The 26,528-nt window shown below is 73.3% G+C and carries 22 protein-coding genes; 11 read left to right on the top strand and 11 right to left on the bottom strand.

The genetic code is table 11. The features are described 5' to 3' along the window. Positions 1-209: 209 nt before the first annotated feature. The 3 genes from ABZ948_RS28670 to ABZ948_RS28660 are packed head-to-tail and all read right to left on the bottom strand — an operon-like array spanning position 210 to position 3,555. A complete protein-coding gene (locus ABZ948_RS28670) occupies positions 210-1,277 on the bottom strand; it encodes a prenyltransferase/squalene oxidase repeat-containing protein (RefSeq protein ID WP_359764233.1) in 1,068 nt (355 codons plus the stop codon). Beyond that, positions 1,274-2,023: a class I SAM-dependent methyltransferase gene (locus ABZ948_RS28665; protein ID WP_359764231.1), complete on the bottom strand. Its 750-nt coding sequence runs from the start codon at positions 2,021-2,023 to the stop codon at positions 1,274-1,276. The genes ABZ948_RS28670 and ABZ948_RS28665 overlap by 4 nt, the downstream gene beginning before the upstream one ends. Continuing rightward, positions 2,017-3,555, bottom strand: coding sequence for a glycosyltransferase family 4 protein (locus ABZ948_RS28660; protein WP_359764229.1), 1,539 nt, complete (start codon positions 3,553-3,555; stop codon positions 2,017-2,019). Before ABZ948_RS28660 ends, ABZ948_RS28665 begins: the two co-directional genes overlap by 7 nt. A gap of 210 nt (positions 3,556-3,765) precedes the next feature. On the opposite strand from ABZ948_RS28660, the gene ABZ948_RS28655 reads away from it, so the two are divergent. Further along, complete coding sequence (locus ABZ948_RS28655; RefSeq protein ID WP_359764227.1) at positions 3,766-4,428, top strand: TetR family transcriptional regulator; 663 nt, start codon at positions 3,766-3,768, stop codon at positions 4,426-4,428. A 422-nt stretch (positions 4,429-4,850) separates the two neighbouring features. Next, positions 4,851-5,171, top strand: coding sequence for a GYD domain-containing protein (locus tag ABZ948_RS28650; RefSeq protein ID WP_359764225.1), 321 nt, complete (start codon positions 4,851-4,853; stop codon positions 5,169-5,171). 382 nt (positions 5,172-5,553) lie between these two features. Here ABZ948_RS28650 and ABZ948_RS28645 read toward each other — a convergent pair whose 3' ends face one another. Next, positions 5,554-5,787 carry a ferredoxin gene (locus ABZ948_RS28645; protein ID WP_359764238.1) on the bottom strand — a complete coding sequence of 78 codons (234 nt, stop codon included), beginning with the start codon at positions 5,785-5,787 and terminating at the stop codon, positions 5,554-5,556. Positions 5,788-5,789: 2 nt separating this feature from the next. After that, positions 5,790-7,241, bottom strand: a complete 1,452-nt coding sequence (locus ABZ948_RS28640; protein ID WP_359764224.1) for an aldehyde dehydrogenase — start codon at positions 7,239-7,241, stop codon at positions 5,790-5,792. Positions 7,242-7,400: 159 nt separating this feature from the next. Here ABZ948_RS28640 and ABZ948_RS28635 point away from each other — a divergent pair, with 159 nt between their 5' ends. Continuing rightward, a complete protein-coding gene (locus ABZ948_RS28635) occupies positions 7,401-8,429 on the top strand; it encodes a Strvi_7410 family MBL fold metallo-hydrolase (protein ID WP_359764222.1) in 1,029 nt (342 codons plus the stop codon). A gap of 101 nt (positions 8,430-8,530) precedes the next feature. Continuing rightward, entirely contained in the window at positions 8,531-9,436 is a 906-nt protein-coding gene (locus ABZ948_RS28630; protein ID WP_359764220.1) for a Sco1979 family transcriptional regulator, read from the top strand. A 21-nt stretch (positions 9,437-9,457) separates the two neighbouring features. Here ABZ948_RS28630 and ABZ948_RS28625 read toward each other — a convergent pair whose 3' ends face one another. Next, positions 9,458-10,273, bottom strand: coding sequence for an SAM-dependent methyltransferase (locus tag ABZ948_RS28625; RefSeq protein ID WP_359764219.1), 816 nt, complete (start codon positions 10,271-10,273; stop codon positions 9,458-9,460). Between the two features lie 33 nt (positions 10,274-10,306). Next, positions 10,307-10,984, bottom strand: a complete 678-nt coding sequence (locus ABZ948_RS28620) for a phosphotransferase (protein ID WP_359764217.1) — start codon at positions 10,982-10,984, stop codon at positions 10,307-10,309. 291 nt (positions 10,985-11,275) lie between these two features. On the opposite strand from ABZ948_RS28620, the gene ABZ948_RS28615 reads away from it, so the two are divergent. From ABZ948_RS28615 to ABZ948_RS28590, 6 genes are all read left to right on the top strand, one after another. Further along, the gene (locus ABZ948_RS28615) at positions 11,276-12,490 is read left to right on the top strand and encodes an SCO2321 family membrane protein (protein ID WP_359764216.1); all 1,215 of its coding nucleotides are present in this window, start codon (positions 11,276-11,278) and stop codon (positions 12,488-12,490) included. Continuing rightward, positions 12,487-13,116 (top strand): SCO2322 family protein, encoded by a 630-nt coding sequence (locus ABZ948_RS28610; protein ID WP_359764214.1) that lies wholly within the window; start codon positions 12,487-12,489, stop codon positions 13,114-13,116. Before ABZ948_RS28615 ends, ABZ948_RS28610 begins: the two co-directional genes overlap by 4 nt. Then, positions 13,109-14,176: a CbiQ family ECF transporter T component gene (locus ABZ948_RS28605; RefSeq protein ID WP_359764212.1), complete on the top strand. Its 1,068-nt coding sequence runs from the start codon at positions 13,109-13,111 to the stop codon at positions 14,174-14,176. Before ABZ948_RS28610 ends, ABZ948_RS28605 begins: the two co-directional genes overlap by 8 nt. Continuing rightward, entirely contained in the window at positions 14,173-15,828 is a 1,656-nt protein-coding gene (locus tag ABZ948_RS28600) for an ABC transporter ATP-binding protein (protein WP_359764210.1), read from the top strand. Before ABZ948_RS28605 ends, ABZ948_RS28600 begins: the two co-directional genes overlap by 4 nt. Beyond that, on the top strand, positions 15,825-16,703 hold the full coding sequence (locus ABZ948_RS28595) for an ECF transporter S component (RefSeq protein ID WP_359764209.1): 879 nt from the start codon (positions 15,825-15,827) through the stop codon (positions 16,701-16,703). Before ABZ948_RS28600 ends, ABZ948_RS28595 begins: the two co-directional genes overlap by 4 nt. A gap of 129 nt (positions 16,704-16,832) precedes the next feature. Next, the gene (locus tag ABZ948_RS28590) at positions 16,833-17,249 is read left to right on the top strand and encodes an aggregation-promoting factor C-terminal-like domain-containing protein (RefSeq protein WP_359764207.1); all 417 of its coding nucleotides are present in this window, start codon (positions 16,833-16,835) and stop codon (positions 17,247-17,249) included. Between the two features lie 76 nt (positions 17,250-17,325). Here the strand turns inward: ABZ948_RS28590 and ABZ948_RS28585 are convergent, their stop codons facing one another. After that, positions 17,326-18,561, bottom strand: coding sequence for a cytochrome P450 (locus tag ABZ948_RS28585; RefSeq protein ID WP_359764205.1), 1,236 nt, complete (start codon positions 18,559-18,561; stop codon positions 17,326-17,328). A gap of 217 nt (positions 18,562-18,778) precedes the next feature. Between ABZ948_RS28585 and ABZ948_RS28580 the strand changes: the two genes are divergently transcribed. After that, positions 18,779-19,948, top strand: a complete 1,170-nt coding sequence (locus tag ABZ948_RS28580) for a steroid 3-ketoacyl-CoA thiolase (protein ID WP_359764203.1) — start codon at positions 18,779-18,781, stop codon at positions 19,946-19,948. A gap of 12 nt (positions 19,949-19,960) precedes the next feature. Here the strand turns inward: ABZ948_RS28580 and ABZ948_RS28575 are convergent, their stop codons facing one another. The 3 genes from ABZ948_RS28575 to ABZ948_RS28565 all read right to left on the bottom strand — a co-directional run bounded on the left by ABZ948_RS28575 (position 19,961) and on the right by ABZ948_RS28565 (position 26,352). Further along, positions 19,961-22,444: an MFS transporter gene (locus tag ABZ948_RS28575; protein ID WP_359764237.1), complete on the bottom strand. Its 2,484-nt coding sequence runs from the start codon at positions 22,442-22,444 to the stop codon at positions 19,961-19,963. A 204-nt stretch (positions 22,445-22,648) separates the two neighbouring features. Next, positions 22,649-24,253 (bottom strand): glycosyltransferase family 39 protein, encoded by a 1,605-nt coding sequence (locus ABZ948_RS28570; RefSeq protein ID WP_359764202.1) that lies wholly within the window; start codon positions 24,251-24,253, stop codon positions 22,649-22,651. Positions 24,254-24,300: 47 nt separating this feature from the next. Beyond that, positions 24,301-26,352, bottom strand: coding sequence for a bifunctional glycosyltransferase 87/phosphatase PAP2 family protein (locus tag ABZ948_RS28565; RefSeq protein ID WP_359764200.1), 2,052 nt, complete (start codon positions 26,350-26,352; stop codon positions 24,301-24,303). Positions 26,353-26,528 lie beyond the last annotated feature (176 nt).

Here is a 26,528-nt window from a genome sequence, read left to right as displayed (position 1 = left end):
CGGCGTGCCGGGCGGACGCCCGCGTACTGGTTGTACTCGGGTGTTCGCCCGGTGCGGCGAGTGGGGGTACCCCCTGCTCGAAGAGCTTGGGGGAGTGCCGGGCGTCGCGGGGCAGGCGGGACTTTGCGGACACCCCCTAGGGGCGCGGGGAACTGCGCGATCAGCCACGCGCGACCCGCGCCCGCACGCTCAGCGAGCCCCCCGAGCTCTCAGGCGCAGCAGTCCGAGTCGAGCCCCACGGGCAAGTCCCCGCCGAACACCCGGCACGTCGCCTCGTGCCCACCCAGCGCCGCCACGGCCAGCAGCAGTGAACCCGCTGTCCACGTGGTCAACTCCCGCGGCCAGATGGCGTCGTCGTCGAAGACGTACCCGGTCCAGTAGAGCCCGCTCTCCGGGTCCCGCAGGTGCTGGATCGACTGCAGGACCTCCAGCGCCCGGTCGGACTCCCCCATCGCCCAGAGCGCCAGCGCGAGTTCGGCCGACTCCCCGCCCGTCACCCACGGGTTGGGCACCACGCACCGCACGCCCAGCCCGGGCACGACGAACCGGTCCCACCCCTCCTCGATACGGGACTTGGCCTCGGCGCCCGTCAGGGCACCGCCCAGCACCGGGTAGTACCAGTCCATCGAGTAGCGGTTCTTGTCGAGGAACCGCTCCGGGTGGTGGCGTATGGCGTGCCGCAGGGCTCCCGCCGCCAGCTCCCAGTCCGGCTGCGCCTCCTCCCGCTGCTCGGCGATCGCCAGCGCGCACCGCAGCGCGTGGTGGATGGAGGAGCACCCCGTCAGCAGGGCGTCGGCGGTCGGTGTGCCGTCGTCGTCGCGGCGCCAGCCGATCTGTCCGCCCGGCTGTTGCAGCCGGAGCACGAACTCCACCGCCGCGTACACCGTCGGCCACATCCGGTCCAGGAACGTGTCGTCGCCGGTGGAGAGGTAGTGGTGCCAGACGCCGACGGCTATGTAGGCGACGAAGTTGGTCTCCCGGCCGCGGTCGGTGACGGCGTCGAACTCCCCGTCGGTGTAGGCCGCGTACCAGGAGCCGTCGTCGTTCTGGTGCCGGGCCAGCCACCGGTAGGCCCGCTCGGCGGCCGCGTGCTCGCCGGCCGTGTCGAGGGCCATCGCCGCCTCGACGTGGTCCCAAGGGTCGAGGTGGTGCCCCCGGAACCAGGGGATGGCGCCGTCCTCGCGCTGCACGGCGAGGATGCCGGCGACGGTCTCGGCGGCCTGCCCGGCGGTGAGCACCCCGGGCAGGACCAGGTGTTCCGTCCGGGGAGTCGTCACTGGGCGTCCGCCCCGGTGTCGCTCAGACGCGGCAGGTGCGGCTTGGTCGCGTACGCCACGAAGCTCTTGCCGATCAGCGGGTTCAGCGCCTGCTCGGCGACCCGGGTGGCCAACGGCTTCTTCATGATGTCCCAGACGAGCAGCTTGTGGTACGCGCGCACCGGCAGGGCCTTGTCGTTGTCGACGCCGAACGCGCACTTCAGCCACCAGTAGGGCGAGTGCAGCGCGTGCGCGTGGTGCGTGCCGTAGGGCTCCAGGCCGGCCTCGCGGATCCTGTCCAGCAGTTCGTCGGCCTTGTAGATGCGGATGTGGCCGCCCTCGACCTCGTGGTAGGCGTCGGACAGGGCCCAGCAGACCTTCTCGGGGCCGTAGCGCGGCACGGTGACGGCGATCCGCCCACCCGGCTTCAGCACCCGGACCATCTCGGCGAGGACGCCCTTGTCGTCGGGGATGTGCTCCATCACCTCGGAGATGATGACGACGTCGAAGGACTCGTCGGGGAAGGGCAGCGCGAGGGCGTCGCCCTCCATGGCCGTGGCGGTGGCGCCCTCGGGGGCCTCGCCGGCCTCCTTCATCGCCGCGAACCACTTCGCGACCTCGCGGATCTCGTCGGCGTTCTGGTCCAGCGCCACGACCTGCGCGCCGCGCCGGTAGCACTCGAACGCGTGCCGGCCGGCACCGCAGCCGAGGTCCAGGACACGGTCGCCCGGGGCGAGCGGGAACCGGGAGAAGTCGACGGTCAGCACGTGGCCCTGCTTTCGGAGTTGACGCCTTCTACATCTGTGGGTGCGGCGGACAGGGCACCGGCCGGGGCCGCCGCCCCTGCACCCGTGGCCGCCGCCCCGGCACCCGTGGCCGACCCGGGGCCGGCCTGCGCGGAGCGGCCGGGGGTCGGGGTGGTGGAACGGCCGGAAGTCGAGGTCGTGGAACGGCCGGAGGTCGGGGCCGCTGTACGGCCCGTGACGCCGTCGCCGCCCCCGGCCCGTTCGATGGCCTCGCGGTACCGGGCCACCGTCCCCTCCGCGGCCCTGGCCCAGGTGAAGTGCCGCAGCACCCGTTCCCGGCCGGCCGCTCCGAGTCGCGCCCGCAGCTCCGCGTCGCCCAGCAGGCGGCCCAGCCCCGCTGCCAGTGCCTGGGAGTCCCCCGGGGGCACCGCGAGGCACGTCTCGCCGTCCTTCCCGGCGACCTCGGGGATCGCGCCCCCGGTCGTGGCGAGCAGCGGCGTGCCCGTCGCCATGGCCTCGGCGGCGGGCAGGGAGAAGCCCTCGTAGAGCGACGGCACGCACGCGACCTGCGCCGAGCGGACCAGGTCGACGAGCTCCGCGTCGGAGATGCCCTTGACGAACTCGACGGCGCCATCGAGGCCGTAGCGCTCCATCGCGTGGGCGACCGGCCCCTCGGCGGGGCGCTTGCCGACCACGACGAGGTGGGCGCCGGGGTGCTCGGTTCGCACCTTGGCGAGGGCCTCCACGAGGTGGACCAGGCCCTTCAGCGGCACGTCGGCGCTGGACGTCGTCACGATCCGGCCCGGCACGACCGGCACCGAGGGGTCCGGTGCGAACAGGTCGGTGTCGGCGCCGATGTGGACCACGTGGATGCGGTCCGGGCGGACGCCGAGGTGGTCGACGATCTCCTGGCGGGACGTGCCGGAGACGGTGAGGACGGAGGGCAGGCGGCGGGCGACGCGCTTCTGCATGCGCGTGAAGGCGTACCAGCGGCGCACCGAGTAGCGGCGCTGCCAGCCGTCCGCGGCGTCCAGCTCCAGCTGCCGGTCGACGGTGATGGGGTGGTGGATGGTGGTCACCAGGGGCGCGCCGACGTCGCCCAGCAGGCCGTAGCCGAGGGTCTGATTGTCGTGCACGACGTCGAACTCGCCGCGCCGGGCGCGCAGATGGCGGCGGGCGCGCAGCGAGAACGTCAGCGGTTCGGGGAAGCCGCCGGTCCACATCGTCGCGACCTCGAGCGCGTCGATCCAGTCGCGGTACTCGTCGCGCCCCGGGGTGCGGAAAGGATCCGGCTGGCGGTACAGGTCGAGGCTGGGCAGCTCGGTCAGGCTCAGCCCGTCGTAGCCCTCGTCGAGGACGGGGTAGGGCTGGGCGCCGATGACCTCGACGCGGTGGCCGAGGCGGGCCAGTTCGCGGGAGAGGTGCCGGACGTAGACGCCCTGGCCGCCGCAGAACGGGTTCCCTTTATAGGTGAGGAGCGCGATGTGGAGCGGTCGCAAGCCGTCGGCAGCCGGGTCCTGTGGGGCCCCGGCCTCCCTGGCCTCAGCGGTCACTCTGGGCCCCCTTCTCCCTGCACTGTCCCGCGAGATTACGCCGGGACGCTAATCTAGAACAAGTTTCAGACTTGATCGTTCGGAGGCTCCGAATCTACCGGCAGGTAGGGGCGCTGTGACCAGTGGATCAGGTGATTCACGCCACGGCCGGTGCCGTGCCATGCTGTGTGATCACTCGTCCTCACGGACGGTCACGGAACGGGACGTCACATGCCCGCGGAAGCCAAGGTGAACGCCAAGGTGAACAAGGTGGCCAAGGTGGAAGCCAGAGCCGCAGCCCCCGCCTCCGCTCCCCTCACGGAGCGGCAGGAGGCCCGGCGTCGCCGCATCCTGCACGCGAGTGCGCAGCTGGCCAGCCGGGGCGGTTTCGACGCCGTGCAGATGCGCGAGGTCGCGGAGTCCTCGCAGGTGGCGCTCGGCACGCTGTACCGCTACTTCCCCTCCAAGATCCATCTGCTGGTCGCCACGATGCAGGACCAGCTGGAGCACATGCACGGCACGCTGCGGAAGAAGCCCCCGCAGGGCGAGACGGCGGCCGAGCGGGTCGCGGAGACGCTGATGCGGGCCTTCCGCGCCCTGCAGCGCGAGCCGCACCTGGCCGACGCGATGGTCCGCGCCCTCACCTTCGCCGACCGCAGCGTGAGCCCCGAGGTCGACCAGGTGTCCCGGCAGACCACGGCGATCATCCTGGACGCGATGGGGCAGGAGAACCCGACCCCGCAGCAGCTCTCGGCGGTGCGGGTCATCGAGCACACCTGGCACTCGGCGCTGATCACCTGGCTCTCGGGCCGGGCCTCGATCGCCCAGGTGAAGATCGACATCGAGACGGTGTGCCGGCTGATCGACCTCACGGCCCCCGACGCGCGGAAGTGATCCCCGGACGTACGTAGACGTCCCCGACGCGCGACAACGACCTACGAGACGGGTTCCCTTCGCCGGCATGGTCCGGATCAGGTGTTGGGGGTCGCCTTCCGGTCGCCGGCCTTGCGGCCCTGCGACCTTCCGGCCTCTCAGCCCTACCGTCGCAGTCGGCACCGGCGGAAGCCGAAACTTCCGGCCAACGTCGGCTACTCCGGTCGGACTCCCTCACTCGTCCCGTAGGCCTGTTTCCAGGTTAGGACTTCTGCCCGCGGAGAGAAGACCCTGGGCGGAATTTTTTACCTGAATACCCTGGAAATGCACTGGGTGACCCATATGGCCCGTTCGCACCCCTTGTCGTCGCGACGACCGCGCGCGACGGAAGGAACATGAGGGAGTCGATGCGACTCCTCGGGCGGAAGTGAAAGGTGACCCCGATGCCGAAGTACCTCTTCAAGGTGAAGCTGACCCCGGACGGGCTCAAGGGGCTGCTCAAGGAAGGCGGGAGCGCGCGGCGCGAGGTCGTCGGGCGCATGGTCGACGGCCTGGGCGGCCGGGTCGAGGCGATGTACTGGGCCTTCGGCGAGGACGACGTCTACGTCACGGCGGAGCTGCCGGGCAACACCTCCGCCGCGGCCCTGGGCATGGTCGTCTCGGCGGCCGGCGGGGTCCGCACGAGCACGGTCGTGCTGCTGTCGGCCGAGGAGGTCGACGAGGCCGTCCGACAGCGGGTGGACTACCGCGCACCCGGCGCCTGACGGCCCGGCGAGACGGTGAGACGGCGCCCCGGACGGCGGGCGCCGGCCCCCACGAGCCGGTGGGGGCGATACCCCGGACAACAAGCACCCGACCCCACGACCCGGCGGGACTCGACCCGGCGGCAAACACCAGCCCCCGCGCCCCGGCAGCACTACGCCCCGGGCGGCAGGCAGCAGACCCGGGAGCCAAGTGGGGCGATGCCCGGGCCGGGAGCACCAGCACCCCCACGAGCCAACGGGGCGATGCCCCGGGCGGCCGACACCAGCCCCCCCTCCCCGCGAGCCAGCGGGGCGATGCCCCGGACAGCGGGTACCGGACAGCGCGCGCCGGCCGCCAGGCCCGGGTGCCGGACAGCGGCCGCCGAGCACGGGTGCCGGGCGGTTACTCCTCCGGAGGGAACACCGCCTCCCCGCCGTCCCCCAGCGTGATCAGGATCGCCTCCACCGGGCAGCTCTCCGCCGCCTCCAGCACCCGCTCGTTCGCGTCCGTGTCGGGCGCGAGCGGGTGGGACTGGCGGGCGGTGTCGAGGCGGAAGCCGTCCGGTGCGTGGTGGACGCACTGGGCGGAGCCGATGCACAGGGAGCGGTCGACCTCGACGTGCCAGCGGTCGACCATCGTCACGCGTCCGCCGGCAGGTGGATCATCTTGTGCTCCAGATACTCGCCGTACCCTTCGGGCCCGAACTCCCGCCCCAGACCCGAGTTCTTGTAGCCGCCGAACGGGCCGAGCATGTCGAGGCTGAAGGTGTTGACCGAGTAGGTGCCCGTGCGCACCCGCCGGGCGATGTCGACGCCGTGCTCGACGTCCGCCGTCCACACGCTGCCGCTCAGCCCGTAGTCGGAGTCGTTGGCGATCTTCACGGCGTCGGACTCGTCGTCGTAGGGCAGCAGGCAGATGACCGGGCCGAAGATCTCCTCGCGGGCGATGCGCATGGAGTTGTCGACGTCGCCGAAGAGGGTCGGCTCGACGTACCAGCCGCGGTCCAGGCCCGCCGGGCGACCGCCGCCGGTGAGGATCTTCGCGCCCTCCTCCTGCCCGACGCGGATGTAGTCGAGGTTGCGCTGCTGCTGCCGCCGGGCCACCAGCGGGCCCACCTGGGTGGCGGGGTCCAGCGGGTCGCCGACCGTCAGGGCGCCCGCCGCCGCGGCGAGCGCGTCGGCGAACTCGTCGTAGCGGGAGCGGGGCAGCAGGATGCGGGTCTGGGCGACGCAGGCCTGGCCGTTGTTCATCCAGGCCGCGGGGGCGATGCCCGCCACGGCCGTCTCGACGTCCGCGTCGGGCAGGACGACGGCCGCGGACTTGCCGCCCAGTTCGAGCGTCACACGCGTGAGGTTGCGGGCGGCGACCTCCATCACGCGCTTGCCTGCGGCGACGGACCCGGTGAAGGACACCTTGTCGATCCCGGGGTGCCCGACCAGGTACTCGCTGACCTCCCGGTCGGCGGGCAGGATCGACAGCACGCCCTCCGGCAGCCCGGCCTCGCGGGTGATCTCGCCGAGCAGGTACGCGTCGAGCGGCGATTCGGGCGAGGGCTTGAGGACGGCCGTGCAGCCGGCGAGCAGGGCCGGAGCGAGTTTGGCGGCGGCGGTGAACTGCGGGACGTTCCAGGGGACGACGGCCGCGACGACCCCGACCGGCTCGCGCCGCACGAGGATGCTGCCGAGCACGCCCTCGCGCCGCTCCTCGTGGGTGAAGTTCCGCGCGACGGCGATCGCCGAGTCCCAGACCATCACCGCGCCGAGCGCCTGGGCGAGGACGCTCCAGGAGTACGGCGAGCCGTTCTGCGAGGAGATCACGCGGGCGATCTCGTCGTGGCGGGCGGTGACGCCGTCCTTGATCCGGCCGACGACCTCGATCCGCTCGTCGAGGCTCATGCGCGGCCAGGGTCCCTCGTCGAAGGCCCGGCGGGCCACCGCCACGGCCCGGTCCACGTCCGCCCGGGAGGCGTGCGGGACGCGTCCGATGACCTCTTCGGTGTGCGGCGAGATCACCTCGATGACGTCCCGGCCCTGGGGATCGGTCAACTCCCCGCCGATGAACAGCTGTCCGTGTTCCACGAGCTCGGTCATGGCCGACTGCCTCCCCGGAGCGCATCTCTGACGATCCATCAGATATGCCCACTGATACCAGCCCCGCCCCGAGGAGTCCACGGACCGCGCAGCACGGGACGACTCCCATTGGAACCGGTTCTAGTTATAGTGGCCGGGAGCCGGCGGACAGGGGAGCCCATGACACAGGTGACCGACCACCGCGGCGGCGTCCGCTCCCTCCGGGTCCCCATCCCGGACAACCCCCTCGGCCACACGCTGGTGTACGTCGTCGACACCGACCGCGGCCCGGTGCTCATCGACACCGGCTGGGACGACCCCGAGTCCTGGGACACGCTCACGGAGGGCCTCACGGCCTGCGGCACCTCGGTCGCCGAGATCCACGGCGTGGTCGTCACCCACCACCACCCGGACCACCACGGCCTGTCCGGCCGGGTCCGGGAGGCCTCGGGCGCCTGGATCGCGATGCACGCGGCGGACGCCGCCGTCGTACGGCGGACCAGGGAAGCCCGTCCCGAGCGCTGGTTCTCGTACATGGCGGCCAAACTCACCGCCGCCGGCGCGCCCGAGGAGCACGTCGCCCCGCTGCGCGCGGCCCGGCCCCGCGCCCTGCCCGGCCTCTCCCCCGCCCTGCCCGACCGCGACATCGCCCCGGGCGAACTCCTCGGCCTGCCCGGCCGCCGCGTCCGCGCGATCTGGACCCCGGGCCACACGCCCGGCCACGTCTGCCTCCACCTGGAGGAGAGCCATCCGGCCCGACTCCCGGGCCACGGCCGCCTGTTCTCCGGGGACCACCTGCTGCCCGGGATCACCCCGCACATCGGCCTGTACGAGGACCCGGACGACAGCACGGTGACCGACCCCCTGGGCGACTACCTGGACTCCCTGGAGCGCGTGGGCCGCCTCGCCCCGGCCGAGGTGCTCCCGGCCCACCAGCATCCGTTCCCCGACGCGGCCGCCCGCGTGCGTGAGCTGCTCACCCACCACGAGGACCGCCTCACCGCCCTGCTGGCCCTCCTCGCCGAGCCGCTCACGCCCTGGCAGCTCGCCGAGCGCATGGAGTGGAACCGCCCCTGGGACCAGATCCCGTACGGCTCCCGCAACATCGCCGTCTCGGAGGCCGAGGCCCATCTGCGCCGCCTGGTGAAGCTGGGCCGGGCGGAGGCGGTTCCCGGGAGCGAGCCGGTGACGTACGTGGCGGCGCGGTGAGGCGGTAGCTCGGGTGAACTTGCCTGTGGCACAAGGCCCTTGACGTCGACGGGCGCCCTCTAGGATGGTCGGACGCACCGCTCGCACCGGGAGACACGCCCATGGGCACCGAAAAGGCCGCACGTCCGACGACCGGCAGCGGAGCCCTGGACGACCGGTCGGCGGGACCCATGGTGCCGCGGCTGGCGCTGGGCGCGCGGCTGCGCGGGCTGCGCCAGGAGCGCGGCATCTCCCGCGTGGACGCGGGGCACGTCATCCGCGCCTCCTCCTCCAAGATCAGCCGGCTGGAGGCCGGGCGCCACGGCTTCAAGCTGCGTGACGTCGCCGACCTGCTGACGCTCTACGGCGTCACGGACGAGGCCGAACGCGCCACGCTGCTGGCGCTGGCCGAGCAGGCCAACACCCCCGCCTGGTGGCGGTACTACAGCGACGTGGTGCCCACCTGGATGCAGAGCTACCTCGGGGCGGAACAGGCGGCGAGCCTCATCCGCTGCTACCAGGTCCAGCGGGTTCCCGGGCTGCTGCAGACCGCCGACTACGCACGCGCCTCCATCCGGCTGGCCCACCCGGACGCCGGCGCCGAGGAGATCGACCGCCGTCTCGCGCTGCGGATGACCCGGCAGCGGATCCTGCACCGGCAGCCGCCGGCCCAGCTCTGGGCGGTGCTGGACGAGGCCGCGCTGCGCCGCCCGGTCGGCGGCCTCCGGGTGATGCGCGCCCAGCTGCGGCATCTCATCGAGGCGTGCCGGCTTCCGCAGGTGACGGTGCAGATCCTGCCGTTCCACGCCGGGGGTCACGCCGCGGAAGGCGGTCCGGTCACCATCCTGCGGCTGCCGGGCGGGCAGTTGCCGGACGTGGTCTACCTCGAGAAGCTCACGACCGCCCTCTATCCCGACCGGCCCGCCGAGATCGAGCGCTACTGGGACGCCATGAACCGGCTGGTGGTCGAAGCCGAGTCACCGGACGAGACCCCGACCATCCTGCACCGCCTCCTCCAGGAGACCTGACCGCCAGGGGGATGTGACGGCTCAGACCTTGCGGGCGACACCGCCGTACTGGTGCACCTCCGCCGGCAGGCCCAGCGCCTCCGCGTCGGGGCGCCAGCGGGAGCACGACGTCACGCCCGGTTCGAGCAGCTCCAGACCGTCGAAGTAGCGCGCGATCTGCTCGGGGCTGCGCAGGATGTACGGGATCGAACCGCCCTCGTTGTACTGCCGGATGGCCCTGACGTAGTCCTCGCTGGTGTCGGTGGAGTCGTACTGCACGAGGTAGCTGCCGGAGGGCAGGGCGTCCACCAGCTCCCGCACGATCGAGCGCGCCTCGTCGTGGTCCTCGATGTGGCCGAGGATGCCCATCAGCATGAGCGCGACGGGCCGGTCGAAGTCCAGCGTCTTGCCCGCTTCCCGGATGATGGTGCTCGGCTCGCGCAGATCGGCGTCGACGTAGTTGGTGACGCCCTCAGTGGTGCTGGTGAGCAGCGCGCGGGCGTGGGCCAGTACCAGCGGGTCGTTGTCGACGTAGACGATCCGGCTCTCCGGGGCCACGCGCTGGGCGATCTGGTGGGTGTTGTCCACGTTGGGCAGCCCCGTGCCGATGTCCAGGAACTGGCGGATGCCCTCCTCGGCGGCCAGGTGGCGGACGGCGCGGGCGAGGAAGTAGCGGGCGGCGCGGGCGCCGGTCTCGATGCCGGGGAAGATCTCGCGGAAGGCGTCGCCGGCCACCCGGTCGACCTCGTAGTTGTCCTTCCCGCCCAGCCAGTAGTTCCAGATCCGGGCCGAGTGCGGCACCGAGGTGTCGATCTTGGGGAACGGCTCCTGCTCGGGGTTCTCCGCCTGGTCGGTCATGGACGCTCCTGCGTGTGGTCGGGAAGGCCAACGTTAGCCTGTCCGCACCCTGGACAGGATCAACTCCCCCGCAGTTCCCAGCAGTTCGACTTCCCTCTCGGTCATGGTGGGGTTGGCGGCACGGCGGCGCAGGGCCTCGTCCAGGGCCGGCCGGGTGAGCGGGGACGGGTCGGCCAGCAGGGCGGTCAGCATGGCGTGGGCGGGCGTGGACAGCGAGTCGCCGGCGACGGCGGCCTGCGCGAGGATCACCGCGGACGCCGCCCAGTCCAGGCCCGGGTCGCCCTCCGTCGCGTCGGACCAGTCGATGACGCGGGGGCCGTCGGGCGTGAGGATCACGTTCTCCGGGTGCAGGTCCAGGTGGAGGACGCGGACGGCCGGGTCGGTGGAGCGCGGCGCGGGGACGGCGTGCAGGTCGCGCAGCAGCCGGGCGAGGGTCGAGCCCGCCTCCGTCACGTCCAGGGCGCCCGCGAGGCACGCCTGGAGCATGGTCGGGCCGGAGAGCCGTTCCATCACCAGGTCGGTGCGCGAGCCGGACGGACGGACCCGGGGGACCGGGTAGCCGTGGGCGTACACATGCGCCATCACCGCGCCTTCGGCCGCCGCGTCACCACCGCCCTCCCGCTCGCGGCGCAGCACCCACGCCTCGTCGATCTCGAAGACATCGGCGCGACGGCCCGAGCCGAGCAGCTTCCCCGGTGGTGTGGTCGGCATACGCCGAAGCTACCCCGGCCCAGCCGGGGCCCTCGGGCGGTTTTCTACGCCCGGGTACAGTAGGCGGGTCGTCATCACACCCGTACGGGGGAAAGCCGGTGCAATTCCGGCGCTGACCCGCAACCGTGAGCCGTCGCCGAGACGGTGAGCCGGATCGCCCGGTACGGGTTCGTGACCGGCTCACGTGCCCGGCAGCCCGCCGGTGCACGGCACCGTCGAGGTATGCGGAGCCGAGCCGCCGGGGTGTCCCGTGCTGCCCGGCTTCCCCACAGGGAGAGGCACCCGCCGATCATGAACGTCCGCCGCAGCGCCGCGGTCCTGGCCGCCGTCGCCGTGATCGGCGCCGCCGCGCCGGCCACCGCCGCCCCGTCCCCCTCGCCGTCGCAGGCGTTCCCCTCCGCCCTCTACGGCGACAAGGACCCGAAGTTCGACGGCGTCTGGCGCCAGTCGCTCGCGCTGCTCGCGCAGGACACGGTCGGGGTGAAGCCGGCGGCGAAGTCCGTGGAGTGGCTGGTGCGGCAGCAGTGCGCGGACGGCGGGTTCGCCTCGTACCGCCCCGACCCGGCGACGGCGTGCGACGCCAAGACCATGCTCGACACCAACGCCACCTCCGCGGCCGTGCAGGCGCTGGCCGCGCTCGGCGGCCACGACGGCGTCACGGCCAAGGCCGTCGACTGGCTGAAGTCCGTCCAGAACGAGGACGGCGGCTGGGGCTACTCGGCGGGCGGCGCCAGCGACACCAACTCGACGTCGGTCGTCATCGGCGCGCTCACGGCCGTGGGCGAGAAGCCGGACCAGGTCGAGAAGGGCGGCAAGTCGCCCTACGACGCGCTGCTGAAGCTGGCGCTGCCCTGCGGCGGGGAGGGCAACGGCGCGTTCGCGTTCCAGCCGGACAAGAAGGGGAAGCTGACCGCCAACGCGGACGCCACGGCGGCGGGAGTGCTGGGCGTACTGGGCGAGGGCATGGTGGTGAAGCCGGGCGGGAAGAAGTCCGGGACGGCCTGCGCCGAGCCGCGTACGCCGGAGCAGGCGGCGGCGAACGGCGCCGCGTATCTCACGTCCGCCCTCGGCGAGGACGACGACCACCTGATGTCCGCCCTGGCCGGTGCCGAGCCCCAGCCCGACTACGGCAACACGGCCGACGCGGTCGTCGCGCTCGCCGCGCGCGGCGACACCGGGCAGGCGGAGAAGTCCCTGCGCTGGCTGGAGGAGAACGCCGCGGCCTGGGCCGCCCGGAACGGTCCCGCCGCCTACGCCCAGCTGATCTTCGCCGCGCACGCGACGGGCACGGACCCGCGCGACTTCGGCGGCGCGGACCTGGTGAAGCAGCTGAACGCGACGGGCCCGGCGCCGCAGGCCGCAGCGAAGTCCGACACGGACAAGAAGGACGCCAAGGACGAGGGCTCCGACTCCGTGTTCGGCGTCTGGTGGTACGTCGGCGTCTGCCTCGTCGCCGGGATCGGCATCGGTTTCCTGTTCACCGGCCGCCGGAAGCAGCAGCCGTGATCCGCCGGGCCGTTCTCCTCCTGCTGGCCTCGCTGCTGCTCGTCGCGGGAGCGGGTCAGGCGGCCCAGGCTGCCGGTTACCGGTACTGGTCGTTCTGGGAGCGCGACGGCGACCGCTGGGTCTACGCCACCCAGGGCCCGTCCACGACCCGCCCGTCGGACGGTGACGTCCAGGGCTTCCGGTTCGCGGTGAGCGAGGACTCCTCGGACGCGGCCCGGCCGCGCGGCCGGGCCGACTTCGCGTCGATCTGCGCGGGGACGCCCGCCCGGGACGGCAGCAAGCGCGTCGCCCTGCTCCTCGACTTCGGCACTCCCGCGGACGCCCCGGAGGGCGAGACCCCGCCCGCCGCGAGAACGGCCTGCGCCCGGGTCTCCCCCGACGCGACGACGGCACAGGCCCTTGCCGCGGTGGCCAAGCCGCTGCGCTACGACACGAACGCCCTGCTGTGCGCGATCTCGGGCTACCCGGAACAGGGCTGCGGCGAGCCGGTGTCGAAGAAGCGGAACCCGGCGGCGGAGCAGAAGGACCAGCCGGGCGGCGGCCCGTCCCTGGGTCTGGTGGCGGGCATCGCGGTGGTGGTGCTGCTGGGCGGGGCGGCGCTCTGGCAGGTACGCCGGCGTGGGTAGGACGCTCCACCCCGGTGCCTGGTGGCTGTGGGCCCTCTGCCTCGGCACCGCGGCCACCCGCACCACCAACCCGCTCCTCCTCGCCCTGCTCGTCGCCGTCTCCGCGTACGTCGTGGCCACCCGCCGTCCCGAGACCCCCTGGTCCCGCTCCTACGGCGCCTTCGTCAAGCTCGCCCTCGCCGTGCTGCTGATCCGCCTGCTCTTCGCGACGCTGCTCGGCTCCCCCATCCCGGGCACGCACACCCTGTTCACCCTCCCCGAAGCCGCCCTGCCCGCCTGGGCGCAGGGCATCCGCCTCGGCGGCGAGGTCACCGCGGAGGCCCTCACCTTCGCCCTCTACGACGGCCTGAAACTGGCCGCGCTGCTGATCTGCGTCGGCGCCGCGAACGCCCTCGCGAACCCCTCCCGTCTGCTCAAGTCCCTCCCGGGCGCGCTGTACGAGATGGGCGTCGCGGTCGTCGTGGCCCTCACCTTCGCGCCGAACCTCATCGCGGACGTCCAGCGGCTGCGCGCGGCCCGCCGTCTGCGCGGCCGCCCGGACAAGGGCGTCCGGGGCCTGCTGCAAGTGGGACTGCCGGTCCTGGAGGGCGCCTTGGAGCGGTCGGTCTCCCTCGCCGCCGCGATGGACGCCCGCGGCTACGGCCGCACGGCCCAGGTCCCCGCCGCGGTGCGCCGTACCACCGCCGCGCTCACCCTCGGCGGCCTGCTCGGGGTGTGCGCGGGGACGTACGGACTGCTCACGGCCGAGGGCGGCACCTACGGCGTCCCCGTGCTCCTCGCCGGTCTCGCCGCCGCCCTCGCGGGCCTGAAGCTCGGCGGCCGCCGCTCCCTGCGCACCCGCTACCGCCCGGACCGCTGGGACCTGCGCGCCTGGCTGGTCGTCGCCTCGGGTGTGGCGGTCGCGGCCCTGCTCACCCTCGCCTCCGTCCGCGATCCCGCGGCTCTGCACCCGGGCGTGGTCCCGCTGGTCGCCCCCGCTCTCCCCCTCTGGCCGGCCGCGGCCGTACTCCTCGGCCTGCTGCCCGCGTTCGTCGCCCCCGATCCCAAGGAGCCGTCGTGATCCGCTTCCAGGATGTCTCCGTGACGTACGACGGTGCCGCCGAACCGACCGTCCAGGGCATCGACTTCGAGGTCCCCGAGGGCGAACTCGTGCTGCTGGCGGGCCCGTCCGGCGTGGGCAAGTCGACCGTCCTGAACGCGGTCAGCGGTCTCGTCCCGCACTTCACCGGCGGCACGCTGCGCGGCCGGGTCACGGTCGCCGGCCGCGACACGCGCACCCACAAGCCGCGTGAACTCGCCGACGTGGTGGGCACGGTCGGCCAGGACCCGCTCTCCCACTTCGTCACCGACACCGTCGAGGACGAACTCGCCTACGGCATGGAGTCGCTCGGCCTCGCCCCGGACGTGATGCGCCGCCGCGTCGAGGAGACCCTCGACCTGCTCGGCCTCGCCGCCCTGCGCGACCGGCCGATCGCCACGCTCTCCGGCGGCCAGCGGCAGCGCGTCGCGATCGGCTCGGTCCTCACCCCGCACCCGAGCGTCCTGGTCCTGGACGAGCCGACCTCCGCGCTCGACCCGGCGGCGGCCGAGGAGGTCCTGGCGGTCCTCCAGCGCCTGGTGCACGACCTCGGCACGACGGTCCTCATGGCCGAACACCGCCTGGAACGCGTCCTCCAGTACGCCGACCGGGTCGTCCTGCTGCCGGGCCCGGGCGCCGCCCCCGTCCTCGGTCCCCCGGCCGAGGTGATGGCCGTGTCACCGGTGTACCCGCCGGTGGTGGCCCTGGGCCGCCTGGCCGGCTGGACCCCGCTGCCGATGACGGTCCGCGACGCGAGGCGCAGGGCAGGGGATTTGAGGCAGCGGCTGGAAAACGCCCTCAAGGGGCGCGGGGAACTGCGCGATCGACCACAACCACGCCGCACCCGCGAACGCTCCGAACCCCCCACCCCGGTAGGCGCACTCCACTCCCTCTCGGTCACCCGCGCCCGCGTCCAGGCCCTCCGCGCCGTCGACCTCACCATCACCCCCGGCGAGACCATCGCCCTGATGGGCCGCAACGGCGCTGGAAAGTCCACGCTGCTGAACTCCCTGGTGGGTCTCGTGAAGCCCAGCTCGGGAACCGTCCGCCTCGGCGAAGCCGTCCCCCACCGCACCGCCCCGAGGGACCTCGTCCGCAAGGTCGGCCTGGTCCCGCAGGAACCCCGCGACCTGCTCTGCGCCGATACCGTCGCCGCCGAGTGCGCGGCGGCCGACAAGGACGCGGGCGCACCCCCCGGCACGTGCCGGGCCCTGGTCACCGAGCTGCTCCCGGGTGTCACCGACGGCATCCACCCCCGGGACCTGTCGGAGGGGCAGCGGCTCGCGCTGGCCCTGGCGGTCGTGCTGACCGCCCGGCCCCCGCTGCTGCTCCTGGACGAGCCGACCCGCGGTCTGGACTACGCGGCGAAGGCCCGCCTGGTCGGTGTGCTGCGCGGCCTGGCCGCCGAGGGGCACGCCATCGTGCTGGCCACGCACGACGTGGAGCTGGCGGCCGAGATCGCGCACCGGGTGGTCCTGCTCGCCGACGGCGAGGTGATCGCCGACGGGCCGACGGCTCAGGTCGTGGTCTCCTCGCCGTCCTACGCCCCGCAGGTGACCAAGATCCTGGCCCCGCAGCGGTGGCTCACGGTCTCCGAGGTCCGCGCGGCCCTGCCTCCCGAGGCCGCCTCGTGAGCACGCAACGGCAGGCGCGGGCCGTCCGGCTCGGCCCTCGCTCCCTCGCCGCCCTGGCCCTGGTCAGTGCCGTCGGGGTGGCCGGCTTCGGCTGGCCCTTCCTCGCGCCGCCCACCTCGCGGCTCAGCGCGCACGCGCAGGACGCGCCCTGGCTCTTCGCGGGCCTGCTGGTGCTGCTGGTGGCGGTCGTGGCCGCGGCGATCTCGGAGTCGGGGCTGGGCCCGAAGGCGGTCGCGATGCTCGGCGTGCTGGCCGCCACGGGAGCCGCCCTGCGGCCGATCGGCGCCGGTACCGCCGGGATCGAGCCGATGTTCTTCCTGATGGTGCTGAGCGGCCGGGTCCTCGGCCCGGGCTTCGGATTCGTCCTGGGCTCGGTGACGATGTTCGCGTCCGCGCTGCTCACGGGCGGGGTCGGGCCCTGGCTGCCGTTCCAGATGCTGGCGATGGGCTGGTTCGCGATGGGCGCGGGCCTGCTGCCCGGCCCGGACCGGCTGCGCGGCCGGGCGGAGCTCGCGCTGCTCGCGGCCTACGGCTTCCTCGCCGCCTTCGCCTACGGCACGATCATGAACCTGGCCGGCTGGCCCTTCATGAGCGCCCTCGCCTCGAACGTCGCCTTCGACCCGCACGCGCCGGTCGCCACCAACCTGGCCCGGTTCCTCGCGTACTGCCTGGCCACCTCGCTCGGCTGGGACCTGGGCCGGGCGGTCGTCACGGTCGTCCTGACCCTCACCCTCGGCCCGGCGGTCCTGCGGGCGCTGCGCCGGGCCACGCGCCGGGCGGCCTTCGAGACGCCGGTCACGTTCGACACGCCCCCGGACCGGCCCGGGAGTGAAGCCCCCCACATGACCCGCGTCACGTACGAAGCGGGGCCGTAGGCACAACGCCCGGTCACGACGACCGGGCACCCCACCCATGCGGCCATACCTAGTAAAAGGGTTCATTGCGGGCACAAGGCGGGCCTGTTTCTCTGGACAACCGCCCCACCCGTCGACGAAAGGTCGCCTGTGCCCGCCGCTTCCGTTCTCCGCCGCGCCGCCACCCCGAAGAAGGCTCTCGCCGCCGCCGCCCTGACCGCGGCCACCTGCGGCACCCTGATCGCCGCCGGCCCCGCGCAGGCCGCGCCGACGGGGGCCTCCTCGGCGCAGGCGGTCGCGAAGAAGATGATCGGCGACGACGCCCAGTACCAGTGCTTCTCGAAGATCGTCGAGCAGGAGAGCCACTGGGACGTGAACGCGCAGAACTCCTCCAGCGGCGCCTACGGCCTGGTCCAGGCCCTGCCGGGCTCCAAGATGGCCTCGGCCGGCTCCGACTGGAAGACCAACGCGGCCACCCAGATCGAGTGGGGCCTGGACTACATGAAGGACCGCTACGGCAGCGCCTGCGGCGCCTGGGACTTCTGGCAGACCAACCACTGGTACTGAGCCGGTCCCACCCCTCAGACCGAAGGCGGCGGCCCCCTGATCCCCGGGGCCGTCGCCTTCGCCATGCCCGCGGGGCTCAGCCCGTGCTGACCGGCAGCTCCTTCACCCCGTTGATCCACGCCGACCGCAGCCGCCGCGGGTCGCCGGCCAGCTTCAGCCCCGGCATGGCGTCGGCGATCGCGTTGAAGATGAGGTCGATCTCCAGCACCGCGAGGGACTTGCCGAGGCAGTAGTGGGGACCGCCCCCGCCGAAGCCGAGGTGCGGATTGGGGTCGCGGGTCACGTCGAAGCTGTCCGGGTCGTCGAAGACCTCGGGGTCGTGGTTCGCCGAGGCGTAGAAGAGGCCGACGCGGTCGCCCTTGCGGATCCGCTTGCCGCCCAGTTCGGTGTCCTGGGTGGCGGTGCGCTGGAAGGCGGCCACCGGGGTCGCCCAGCGCACGATCTCCTCCGCCGCCGTCGCCGGGCGCTCCCTCTTGTACAGCTCCCACTGGTCGGGGTGGGTGAGGAAGGCGTGCATGCCGTGGGTGATGGCGTTGCGGGTGGTCTCGTTGCCCGCGACGGCCAGCATCAGCACGAAGAAGCCGAACTCGTCGGAGCCGAGGTTGCCCTCGTCCTCCGCCGCGACCAGTTGCGTGACGATGTCGTGGGCGGGGCACTGCTTGCGGTCGGCGGCCATGTTCATCGCGTAGGCGATGATCTCGGTGGCCGACTCGGCGCCGACCTCCTCGGTGATGGCGTACTCGGGGTCGTCGTAGGCGATCATCTTGTTGGACCAGTCGAAGATCTTGTCCCGGTCCTCCTGCGGGACGCCCATCAGCTCGGCGATGGCCTGCAGGGGCAGTTCGCAGGCGACCTGGGTGACGAAGTCGAACGGCCCGGTGTGCGCGCGGGCGTTCTCGACGATGGCGTGGGCGCGGGCCCGCAGCCGTCCCTCCAGCGCGCGGATCGCCCGGGGCGTGAACCCGCGCTGCACGATCTGCCGGACCCGGGTGTGCTCCGGCGGGTCCATGTTGAGCAGGATCAGCCGCTGCGCGTCGATGGCGTCGCGCTCGATGTGCTCGTTGAAGCGGATGATCGCCGTGTTGAGGTACGACGAGAACAGCTCCGGGTGCGTGGAGACGTGTTTGACGTCGGCGTGCCGGGTGACGGCCCAGTAGCCCTCGTCGTCGAAGCCGGCGAGACCGGCCGGCTGCGGCACCCAGCAGACCGGTTCGGCGCGGCGCAGCTCGGCGAACTCCGGCAGGGGCACGCGACGGTGCAGCAGGTCCGGGTCGGTGAAGTCGAACCCGTCGGGCAGCGCGGGACAGGGCATGGGCGGCTCCCACCACTCGTACCGACTCTGATTCTGACGGCCCATCAGCTGTGCGGAGTTGCGGTGACGGTAGTAACGGGTTCTACAAGTAGCAAGAGGCATGGGCCCTCCAATTGCCCGCACGACCCTTGCGGTCACCGAGCGGCCGTCAGCACACTGCTGACAGAACTAGAACGCGTACTAGTTCCGCTGAGCCTCCCGGAGAGGACCCGCACCCATGGCTGCCGAACCCGTGATCGTCGAAGCCGTACGCACCCCCATCGGCAAGCGCGGCGGCGCGCTCGCCCACCTGCACCCCGCCTACCTCCTGGGCGAGACCTACCGCGAGCTGCTGGGCCGCACCGGCATCCCGGCCGACTGCGTCGAGCAGATCGTCGGCGGCACGGTCACGCACGCGGGCGAGCAGTCCATGAACCCCGCGCGCACGGCCTGGCTGACCATGGGGCTGCCCTACGAGACGGCCGCGACGACGGTCGACGCGCAGTGCGGGTCCTCCCAGCAGGCCTCGCACCTGGTGGCCAACATGGTCGCGACGGGCGTGATCGACGTCGGCATCTCGTGCGGGGTGGAGTCGATGTCGCGGGTGCCGCTGGGCTCGGGTTCCAAGCACGGGCCCGGCAAGCCGTTCCCCGACGAGTGGAACGTGGACCTGCCGAACCAGTTCGAGGCGGCCGAGCGCATCGCCCGGCACCGCGGGCTGACCCGCGAGGACGTCGACGCGCTGGGCCTCGCCTCCCAGGAGCGGGCCGCGCACGCCTGGGCGGAGGAGAGGTTCAAACGGGAGACGTTCGCGGTCCAGGTGCCGACGACCGAGGAGGAGCAGCACGCCGGGCAGGGCATGTGGCGCCTGGTCGACAAGGACGAGGGGCTGCGCGACACGTCCGCGGAGGCCCTCGCGTCGCTGAAGCCGATCATGCCGACGGCGGTGCACACGGCCGGCAACTCGTCCCAGATCTCCGACGGGGCCGCGGCGATCATGTGGGCGTCGAAGCGGATGGCCCGGGCGCTGAAACTGCGGCCCCGGGCGCGGATCGTGGCCCAGGCGCTGGTCGGTTCCGACCCGCACTTCCACCTCGACGGCCCGATCGACGCGACCAATGCCGTGCTCGGCAAGGCCGGGATGTCCCTCAGGGACATCGACCTCGTGGAGATCAACGAGGCGTTCGCGTCGGTCGTCCTGAGCTGGGCGCGGGTCTTCGAGCAGGACCTGGAGAAGGTGAACGTCAACGGCGGGGCGATCGCGCTCGGGCACCCGGTGGGGGCCACCGGGGCCCGGCTCATCACCACGGCCCTGCACGAACTGGAGCGGGCGGACAAGGAGTTCGCCCTGATCACGATGTGTGCCGGCGGCGGACTGGCCACCGGCACCATCATTCAGCGGCTGTAGGCCGGGACCGGCTCACGCGTCCTGGTGGGCCAGTCGGGGATCGACGTCGCTCGGGGCGCGCCCGTCCACGGTGACCGTCGTGGCGACGGGTGCGTACCCGCTGGCGATCAGGGAGTAGTCCCCCGCGTCCAGGTCGGTGAACGCGTAGGCCCCGTCGGTGCCGGTGATGGCGGTGCCGACGACGTTCCCGGCGGCGTCGACGAGCGTGACCCGCGCGTCGGCGACGGGGTCGCGGCCGGTCCCCGACCGTACGACGCCCCGCACCCGCGCGCCGGGGTGCAGCAGCACCTCCAGGCCGGTGACCGGGGTGCCGGGCAGCTGGACGGGGAGCGCGGCGGGCCGGTACCCGGCGGCGTTGACGGCGATCGTGAGGTCGCCGTCGGGCAGGGGGCCGAAGCCGAACGCGCCGGTGGCGTCGGTGGTGCCGGTGGCGGCGACGTCTCCGCGCACGTCCGTCACCACGACCGTCGCGCCGGCCACCGGCAGCCGGTCCTCGGCCGTGGCCACCGTCCCGCTCAGGCCGCTGCCGCCGGCCAGGACCACGTCGTGGGGCAGGGGGTCCTCGCCGAGCGTGAGCGTGGAGGCCTGGGGCTGGTGGCCGTCCGCCGCCGTGATCAGGACGTACGTACCGGCCGCGGGCGCGGCCAGCCGGTAGCGGCCCGCGTCGTGCGCCACGGCCCGGCCGACCTGCCGCCCGGCCAGGGAGATCAGCGTGAGGGTGGCACCCTCCATGGCCGCCCCGGCGGCGTCACGCACCTGGCCGGTGACGGCCGGGCCGTACGCGGCGGCGGGTTCGACGGCAGCGGGTTCGGCGGCGCCGGGCACGGCCGCGGACTCCGCGACAGCGGGCTCGGCGGCGAGCTCCACGGCAGCCGACCCGGCGGCGGGCCCCGCCGCAGTCGCCCCGGCGGCAGATCCCGCAGCAGCGCGTACGGCGGCGGACGCGGCGGCAGCATGCAGGGCGTCGGACCCCGCGACAGCGGGCCCGGCGGCAGGCTCCACGGCAGCCGACCCGGCCGCGCCCGTCGGCTTAGGCCTGCGGAGCAGCACCGCCGCGACCAGCGCGGCGAGCAGCGCCAGGGACGCGGCGACGATCAGGCAGAGCCGCAGGCCGTCGAGGAAGGACTCGGACAGGGCGCCCAGGGCGCGGCCGGTGTCCGCGCCCAGGTTCATCCCGGCGACGGCGCCCAGCCCGGCGGCGTCGACGGCCTCGGTGACCTGGTGGGCGGTCGCCCCGCCCACGCCCGCGTCGGCGAGGTGTCCCGGCAGGGCGTCCGTGGCCCTGGCCGTCAGCAGCGTGCCCAGGACGGCCGGGCCGAGGGCACCGCCGACCTGCCGGAAGGCGTTGTTGCCCGCGGCGGCCATCCCGGCCAGGTGGTGCGGCACGGACGCGACGGCCGTGGCCGTCATGGGCGTGATGACCAGGCCCATGCCGAGGCCGAGCAGCACCAGTCGCCAGGCCAGCGGCCCGAACGCGGTGTGCGCGTCGAGCGCGGTCAGGGACAGCAGGGCACCCGTGGTGGCGAGCAGGCCGGTGGTGATCAGGGCACGGGCCGGAATGCGCCGCATCAGCGGTCCGACGACGACTCCGGCGAGCAGGCTCACCGCCGTCACCATGAGCAGGCGGTAGGCCGCGTCGAGGGTGTCGAGCCGCTGCACCATGCCGAAGTAGAGGCTGAGGACGAAGAAGAAGCCGATCAGGCCCAGGAAGCTGATCATCGCGATCAGCGTGGTCGCGCTGAACGCGGGGCTGCGGAACAGCGTCAGGTCCAGCATCGGGGCGGCGCTGCGGCGTTCGGCCACGACGAAGGCGACGGCACCGACGGCGGCGAGGGCGAGCGCCACGACGACCCGGGGCTCGGTGAAGGACTGCGCCCCGCCCTCGATCACGCCGTAGACGAGCGAGGTGATGGTCAGCGCGGCGGTGATCTGGCCCGGCCAGTCCAGCTTGCGGGAGCCGGGGGCGCGCGAGTCGGCGACCAGCGGCACGGCGGCGGCCATCGTCAGCAGGGCCACGGGTATGACGGGCATGTAGATCCAGTGCCAGGCGGCGTGCTGGAGGATCACCCCGGCCATGAGGGGGCCGACGGCCAGCGCCAGCGACAGGGCGGCGGCCCACAGGCCGACGAACTTGGCGCGCTCGTGGGGGTTCGGCACGGCGTGGCTGATCAGCGCCAGGGTCGTGGGCAGCAGCGCCGCCGCGCCCGTCCCGGCCAGTGCCTGCCCGGCCCACAGCGCCTGCACCGACTGCGCGCTCAGGGCGACGGCGGCCCCGGCGGCCGAGAACAGCAGGCCCGCCTGGAAGACCTTCTTGCGGCCGTGCACGTCTCCGACGACACCGGCGGTGAGGATGAGCGCGGCCATCGGCAGGACGAACGCGTCCGACACCCAGGACAGTTGGGACGTCGACGCGTGCAGGTCCCGCTGGATCGCGGGGAGACTGACGGAGACGGTGGTGACCGGCAGGTAGGCGACGAACACCCCGATGCAGGCCATCAGGAGTGTGGCCGTCGGACTCCGCCGTGGTCCGTCGGCCGTCGTTGCCTCGTTCACAGAACCCTCCATGTCGGATCTTCCGGGTGGACAGCGAGGCTCACCTTTCAGCCAGGAACCGCCCGGGATCCAGCCACGACCCCGGTGGGCCCCGATATCCGACATCGGAAGGGCGCTTTCGACGGTTTTCCGACACCGCCCGTGCGGCTAGGAACTGCAGCGGCCGGGGCGGGCGTAGACGATGATCTGCGCGCCCTGGACCCGGGTGCGCCCGCACTCCTCGAAGTGGGTGCGCAGGGTCCGGCGCTTGATCTCCTCCTGCGGGAAGGGGTCGAGCGGCTGGCCGGGCGGGTCGGTCAGGGCGACGATGCGGTCGGCCGCCAGGAGGCGGCGGCGGATCGCGGCGGCATCACGTTCGGTGCCGTGCAGCGTGCGGGAGGCCGTCGGGGACTCGGCGAGGGCCAGGTCGTCGAGCCGGCCGTGGACCTCGGGGAAGGACAGCAGCCATTCGCGGCGCCGGGCGGGCATGAACAGGACACCGTCGCCCGGGCGCGACTGGCGGTCGACCACGCGGGCGACCGCGACGACGTCGTCCTTGCGGCTCTCGGGCGAGCGCACCAGCAGCGACCAGGGCAGCAGCACCGCGACCGCCGTACCGGCCGCGAGAGAGGCCGTCACCACCCGGGCCACGGGGCCGAGCCGGTGCCGCTGCCCGATCGCCCGGGACAGCGCGGCCCCGGCCGGCAGGGCCAGGCCCGTCACGCCGTAGAGCACGTACCGGTCGACGTACCACGGCTTGACGAGCGAGATCGTCATCAGCAGGCCGGCCGGGGCGATCAGCAGCGGCAGGGAGAGACGGGTCAGGGCGACGGCCCCGGGGGCACCCGTGCGGACGAGGAGCCGGCACAGCAGCACCGCCCCGGCCGAGAGGCCCGCGAACAGCAGCCACGCACTCGCGCTCGGCCGTCCGAGCCAGCCCAGCTGGGCCTCCGCCTGGCCCGCGCTGACCACCGCCAGGGGCAGCAGCCCCACCCCCACCCCGGCCGCCGCGATCGCCCACCGCCGTACGTCACCGGGTGCCGGGCGCGAGAGCCACAGGGTCAGCCCGTGGGCGAGCAGCGCCAGCGCGGCGAACTCGTGCAGCCAGGAGGCGAGATGGAGGGTGAGGGCGTACGCCGTCCACCAGCGGACGCGGGAGTCGGCGGTGGCCCGCAGGAAGAAGTACGTCGCCCAGGTGACGCCCGCCGTGACCAGGGCGTAGGACCGGCCCTCCTGGGCGTACTGCTGGATGATCGGCAGCACCGCGAAGACGAGCCCGGCGAGCGTGCCGGCCCGGGATCCGGCCAGCCGGGCGCCGATCGCCCCTACCCCGGCGGCGGCCAGGGCGGTGGCCAGGACCGAGGGCAGTCTGAGGGCCGTCAGGCCGCCGTCCCACACGGCGAACACCGCGTGCATGAGGAGGTAGTACAGGCCGTGCACGGCGTCGATGTGGCCCAGCAGGTCCCACAGTTCACCCGGCGAGCGGTGGGCGACCTGGTAGGTGACGGACTCGTCGCGCCACATGCTGTCCTGCCGCTCGATCCCCCACAGGCCGAGGGCGAGCGCGGCCAGGGCCGGGACGGCGACCGGCAGCGGCCGTCTCCACCGGCCTGCCCGCGGGGGCCGGGACGTCGGCCGTCCCGGGCGGCGCGCGCCCGGGATCGTGCCCGTGGCGTCCAGGTGCTGAGTGATGGCTTCCTCCGCGGGCGTGGGTGTGCGTGATCCCGTTCGTGAGACGCACACCGCCCTCGCGGGGATGCCTGCGGACGTCAACGCGCCGTCCTTTTCCGGTCATTCGGCGCTCGGGCCCGGGCCGTCGTTCAGAGGGAACTCGTCGATCTGCTGCCCGAACGCGGCCGCGGGTGTTCCCGCTCGGCCGCGGCGGCGGTGGCGACCCTGGGCCCGGAGAGCGCATAGGTCAGCGCGAAGCCCACGCCGACCACGACCGCTCCCCCGGCCGCGTCGAGCACCCAGTGGTTCGCGGTCGCGACGATCGCCGACGCCGTGAACAGCGGGTGCAACAGCCCCAGCGCCTTCATCCACCAGCGCGGCGCCAGCACGGCGATGACGACGCCGCACCACAGCGACCAGCCGAAGTGCAGGGACGGCATGGCCGCGTACTGGTTGGTGAGGGCCGTGAGCGTGCCGTAGTCGGGCTGGGAGAAGTCCTGGACGCCGTGGACGGTGTCGATGAAGCCGAGCGTCGGCATCAGGCGGGGCGGGGCCAGCGGGTAGAGCCAGAAGCCGACCAGGGCCAGCAGGGTGGCGAAGCCGAGGGCCGAGCGCGCCCAGCGGTACTCGGCGGGGCGGCGCCAGTACAGGACGGCGAGGACGGTCAGCGGGACGGCGAAGTGGAACGACGTGTAGTAGAAGTCGAAGAAGTCCCGCAGCCAGTCGATCCGCACGACGGTGTGGTTGGCCCAGTGCTCGATGTCGATGCGCAGGGCGCGTTCCAGGTCGAGGACCTGCATGCCGTGCTCCTCGGCCTCGGCCCGCCCGGCCGAGTTGCTGCCGCCGGTGGCGGCGAGCCGGACCTGGGAGTAGGCGGCGTAGGTGACCCGGATGAGGAGGAGTTCCAGGAGGAGGTTGGGCCTGGTGAGGACCCGGCGCAGGAAGGGCACGAGCGGTACGTGCCGGAAGCGGGCCGGGACGGCGGGGGCGTACTCGGTGGGGATCGGCTGCCGGTAGTACGGCGAGGTGCGGGACAGGAACGGCACGGCCGTGGCGGCGGCGAGCGCGGCGACCAGGACGAGGTTGGTGCGCAGCGGGTCCAGCGACTCCATGTCGGGCAGCAGCATCCTGGCGGGCAGGGTCATGACCAGGACGACGGCGACCGGCCACACGTACCGGTCGGAGGCGCGCCGGCCGGCCCGGCCCACCACGGCGAGCAGCACCCACAGCAGCTGGTGCTGCCAGGCCGTGGGCGAGACGACGATCGCGGCGCAGCCGGTGATGGCGACGGCGAGCAGCAGCTGGCCGTCGCGGAAGCAGCGGACGGCGCGGCGCAGGGCGAGGACGGCGACGGCCGCGCCGAGCGACAGGAAGAGGGCGACCTCCAGGGGCCCGTTCAGGCCGAGCCGGAGCAGGGCGCCGTGCAGGGACTGGTTGGCGAGGTCGTCGGCCCGGCCGCCGAGGCCGACGCCGGCCATGTGGTGGACCCAGTAGCGGTGGGAGTCGTGCGGCATCGCCGCCCAGGCGAGCCCGGTGCAGGCGGCGAAGGTGACGCCGGTGGAGAGCGCGGCGCGTCTGCGGCCGGTGAACCACAGCAGGGGCGTGAACAGCAGCAGGGTGGGCTGGAGCGCCGCCGCGACGCCGATGAGCAGGCCGCTGGTCCGCTGGCCGTGGGCGACGAAGCAGCCCAGCAGGACGAGCAGGACCGGGATGATGCTGGTCTGGCCCAGCCACAGGGTGTTGCGGACGGGCAGGGACAGCATCAGCAGGCTGATGGCGACCGGGGCGGCCAGCAGGGCGGTGCGGCGGCTGACCGGCTGGGGCAGGGCGCGGGCGGCGATCAGCCCGAGGGCCACGACCAGCAGCAGGGTGCCGAAGGTCCAGCCCCAGCCGAGGGCCTGTTCGGCCGAACGGGTGAGGGGTTTGAGGACGAGGCCGCCGAAGGGGGTGCCGGTGAAGCGGGTCGAGTCGTACAGGGAGCCGGTCACGTGCAGGACGCCGTTGGGCCCGACCCAGGTCTCCAGGTCGGTCAGGCGCTCTCCGCGCGGAGTGCCGAGGACGACGGCCACCTGCCGTACCGCGAGGAGGGCCGCGATCAGCCAGAGGCCGAGGCGGGCCACGCGCAGGCGCGCCTGGGCCCCGCCGACGGCCGTCGCTCCGAATGCTTCCGCCGGTCGTCCCCCGTGATCCGCGTTCGTCACACCCCGTCGGCCTCCCGCCCCATTGGTTGCCTCCGGCGAGGAAGACGCGGGCTACCCCCGGTTCACCTGACGTCCGTCCTCCTTTTGTCCGGATGACGATAGTGCGCGGGGTGCCCGGTCGCCTGTCGTCGACGCGAGAAGGATCACATCAAGATCCCGTGGGAACTGTTTGCGAT

The organism is Streptomyces olindensis, from assembly GCF_040645895.1.
GTDB classification, from domain to species: domain Bacteria; phylum Actinomycetota; class Actinomycetes; order Streptomycetales; family Streptomycetaceae; genus Streptomyces; species Streptomyces olindensis.
This window is presented reverse-complemented; position numbering and strand designations above follow the sequence as displayed.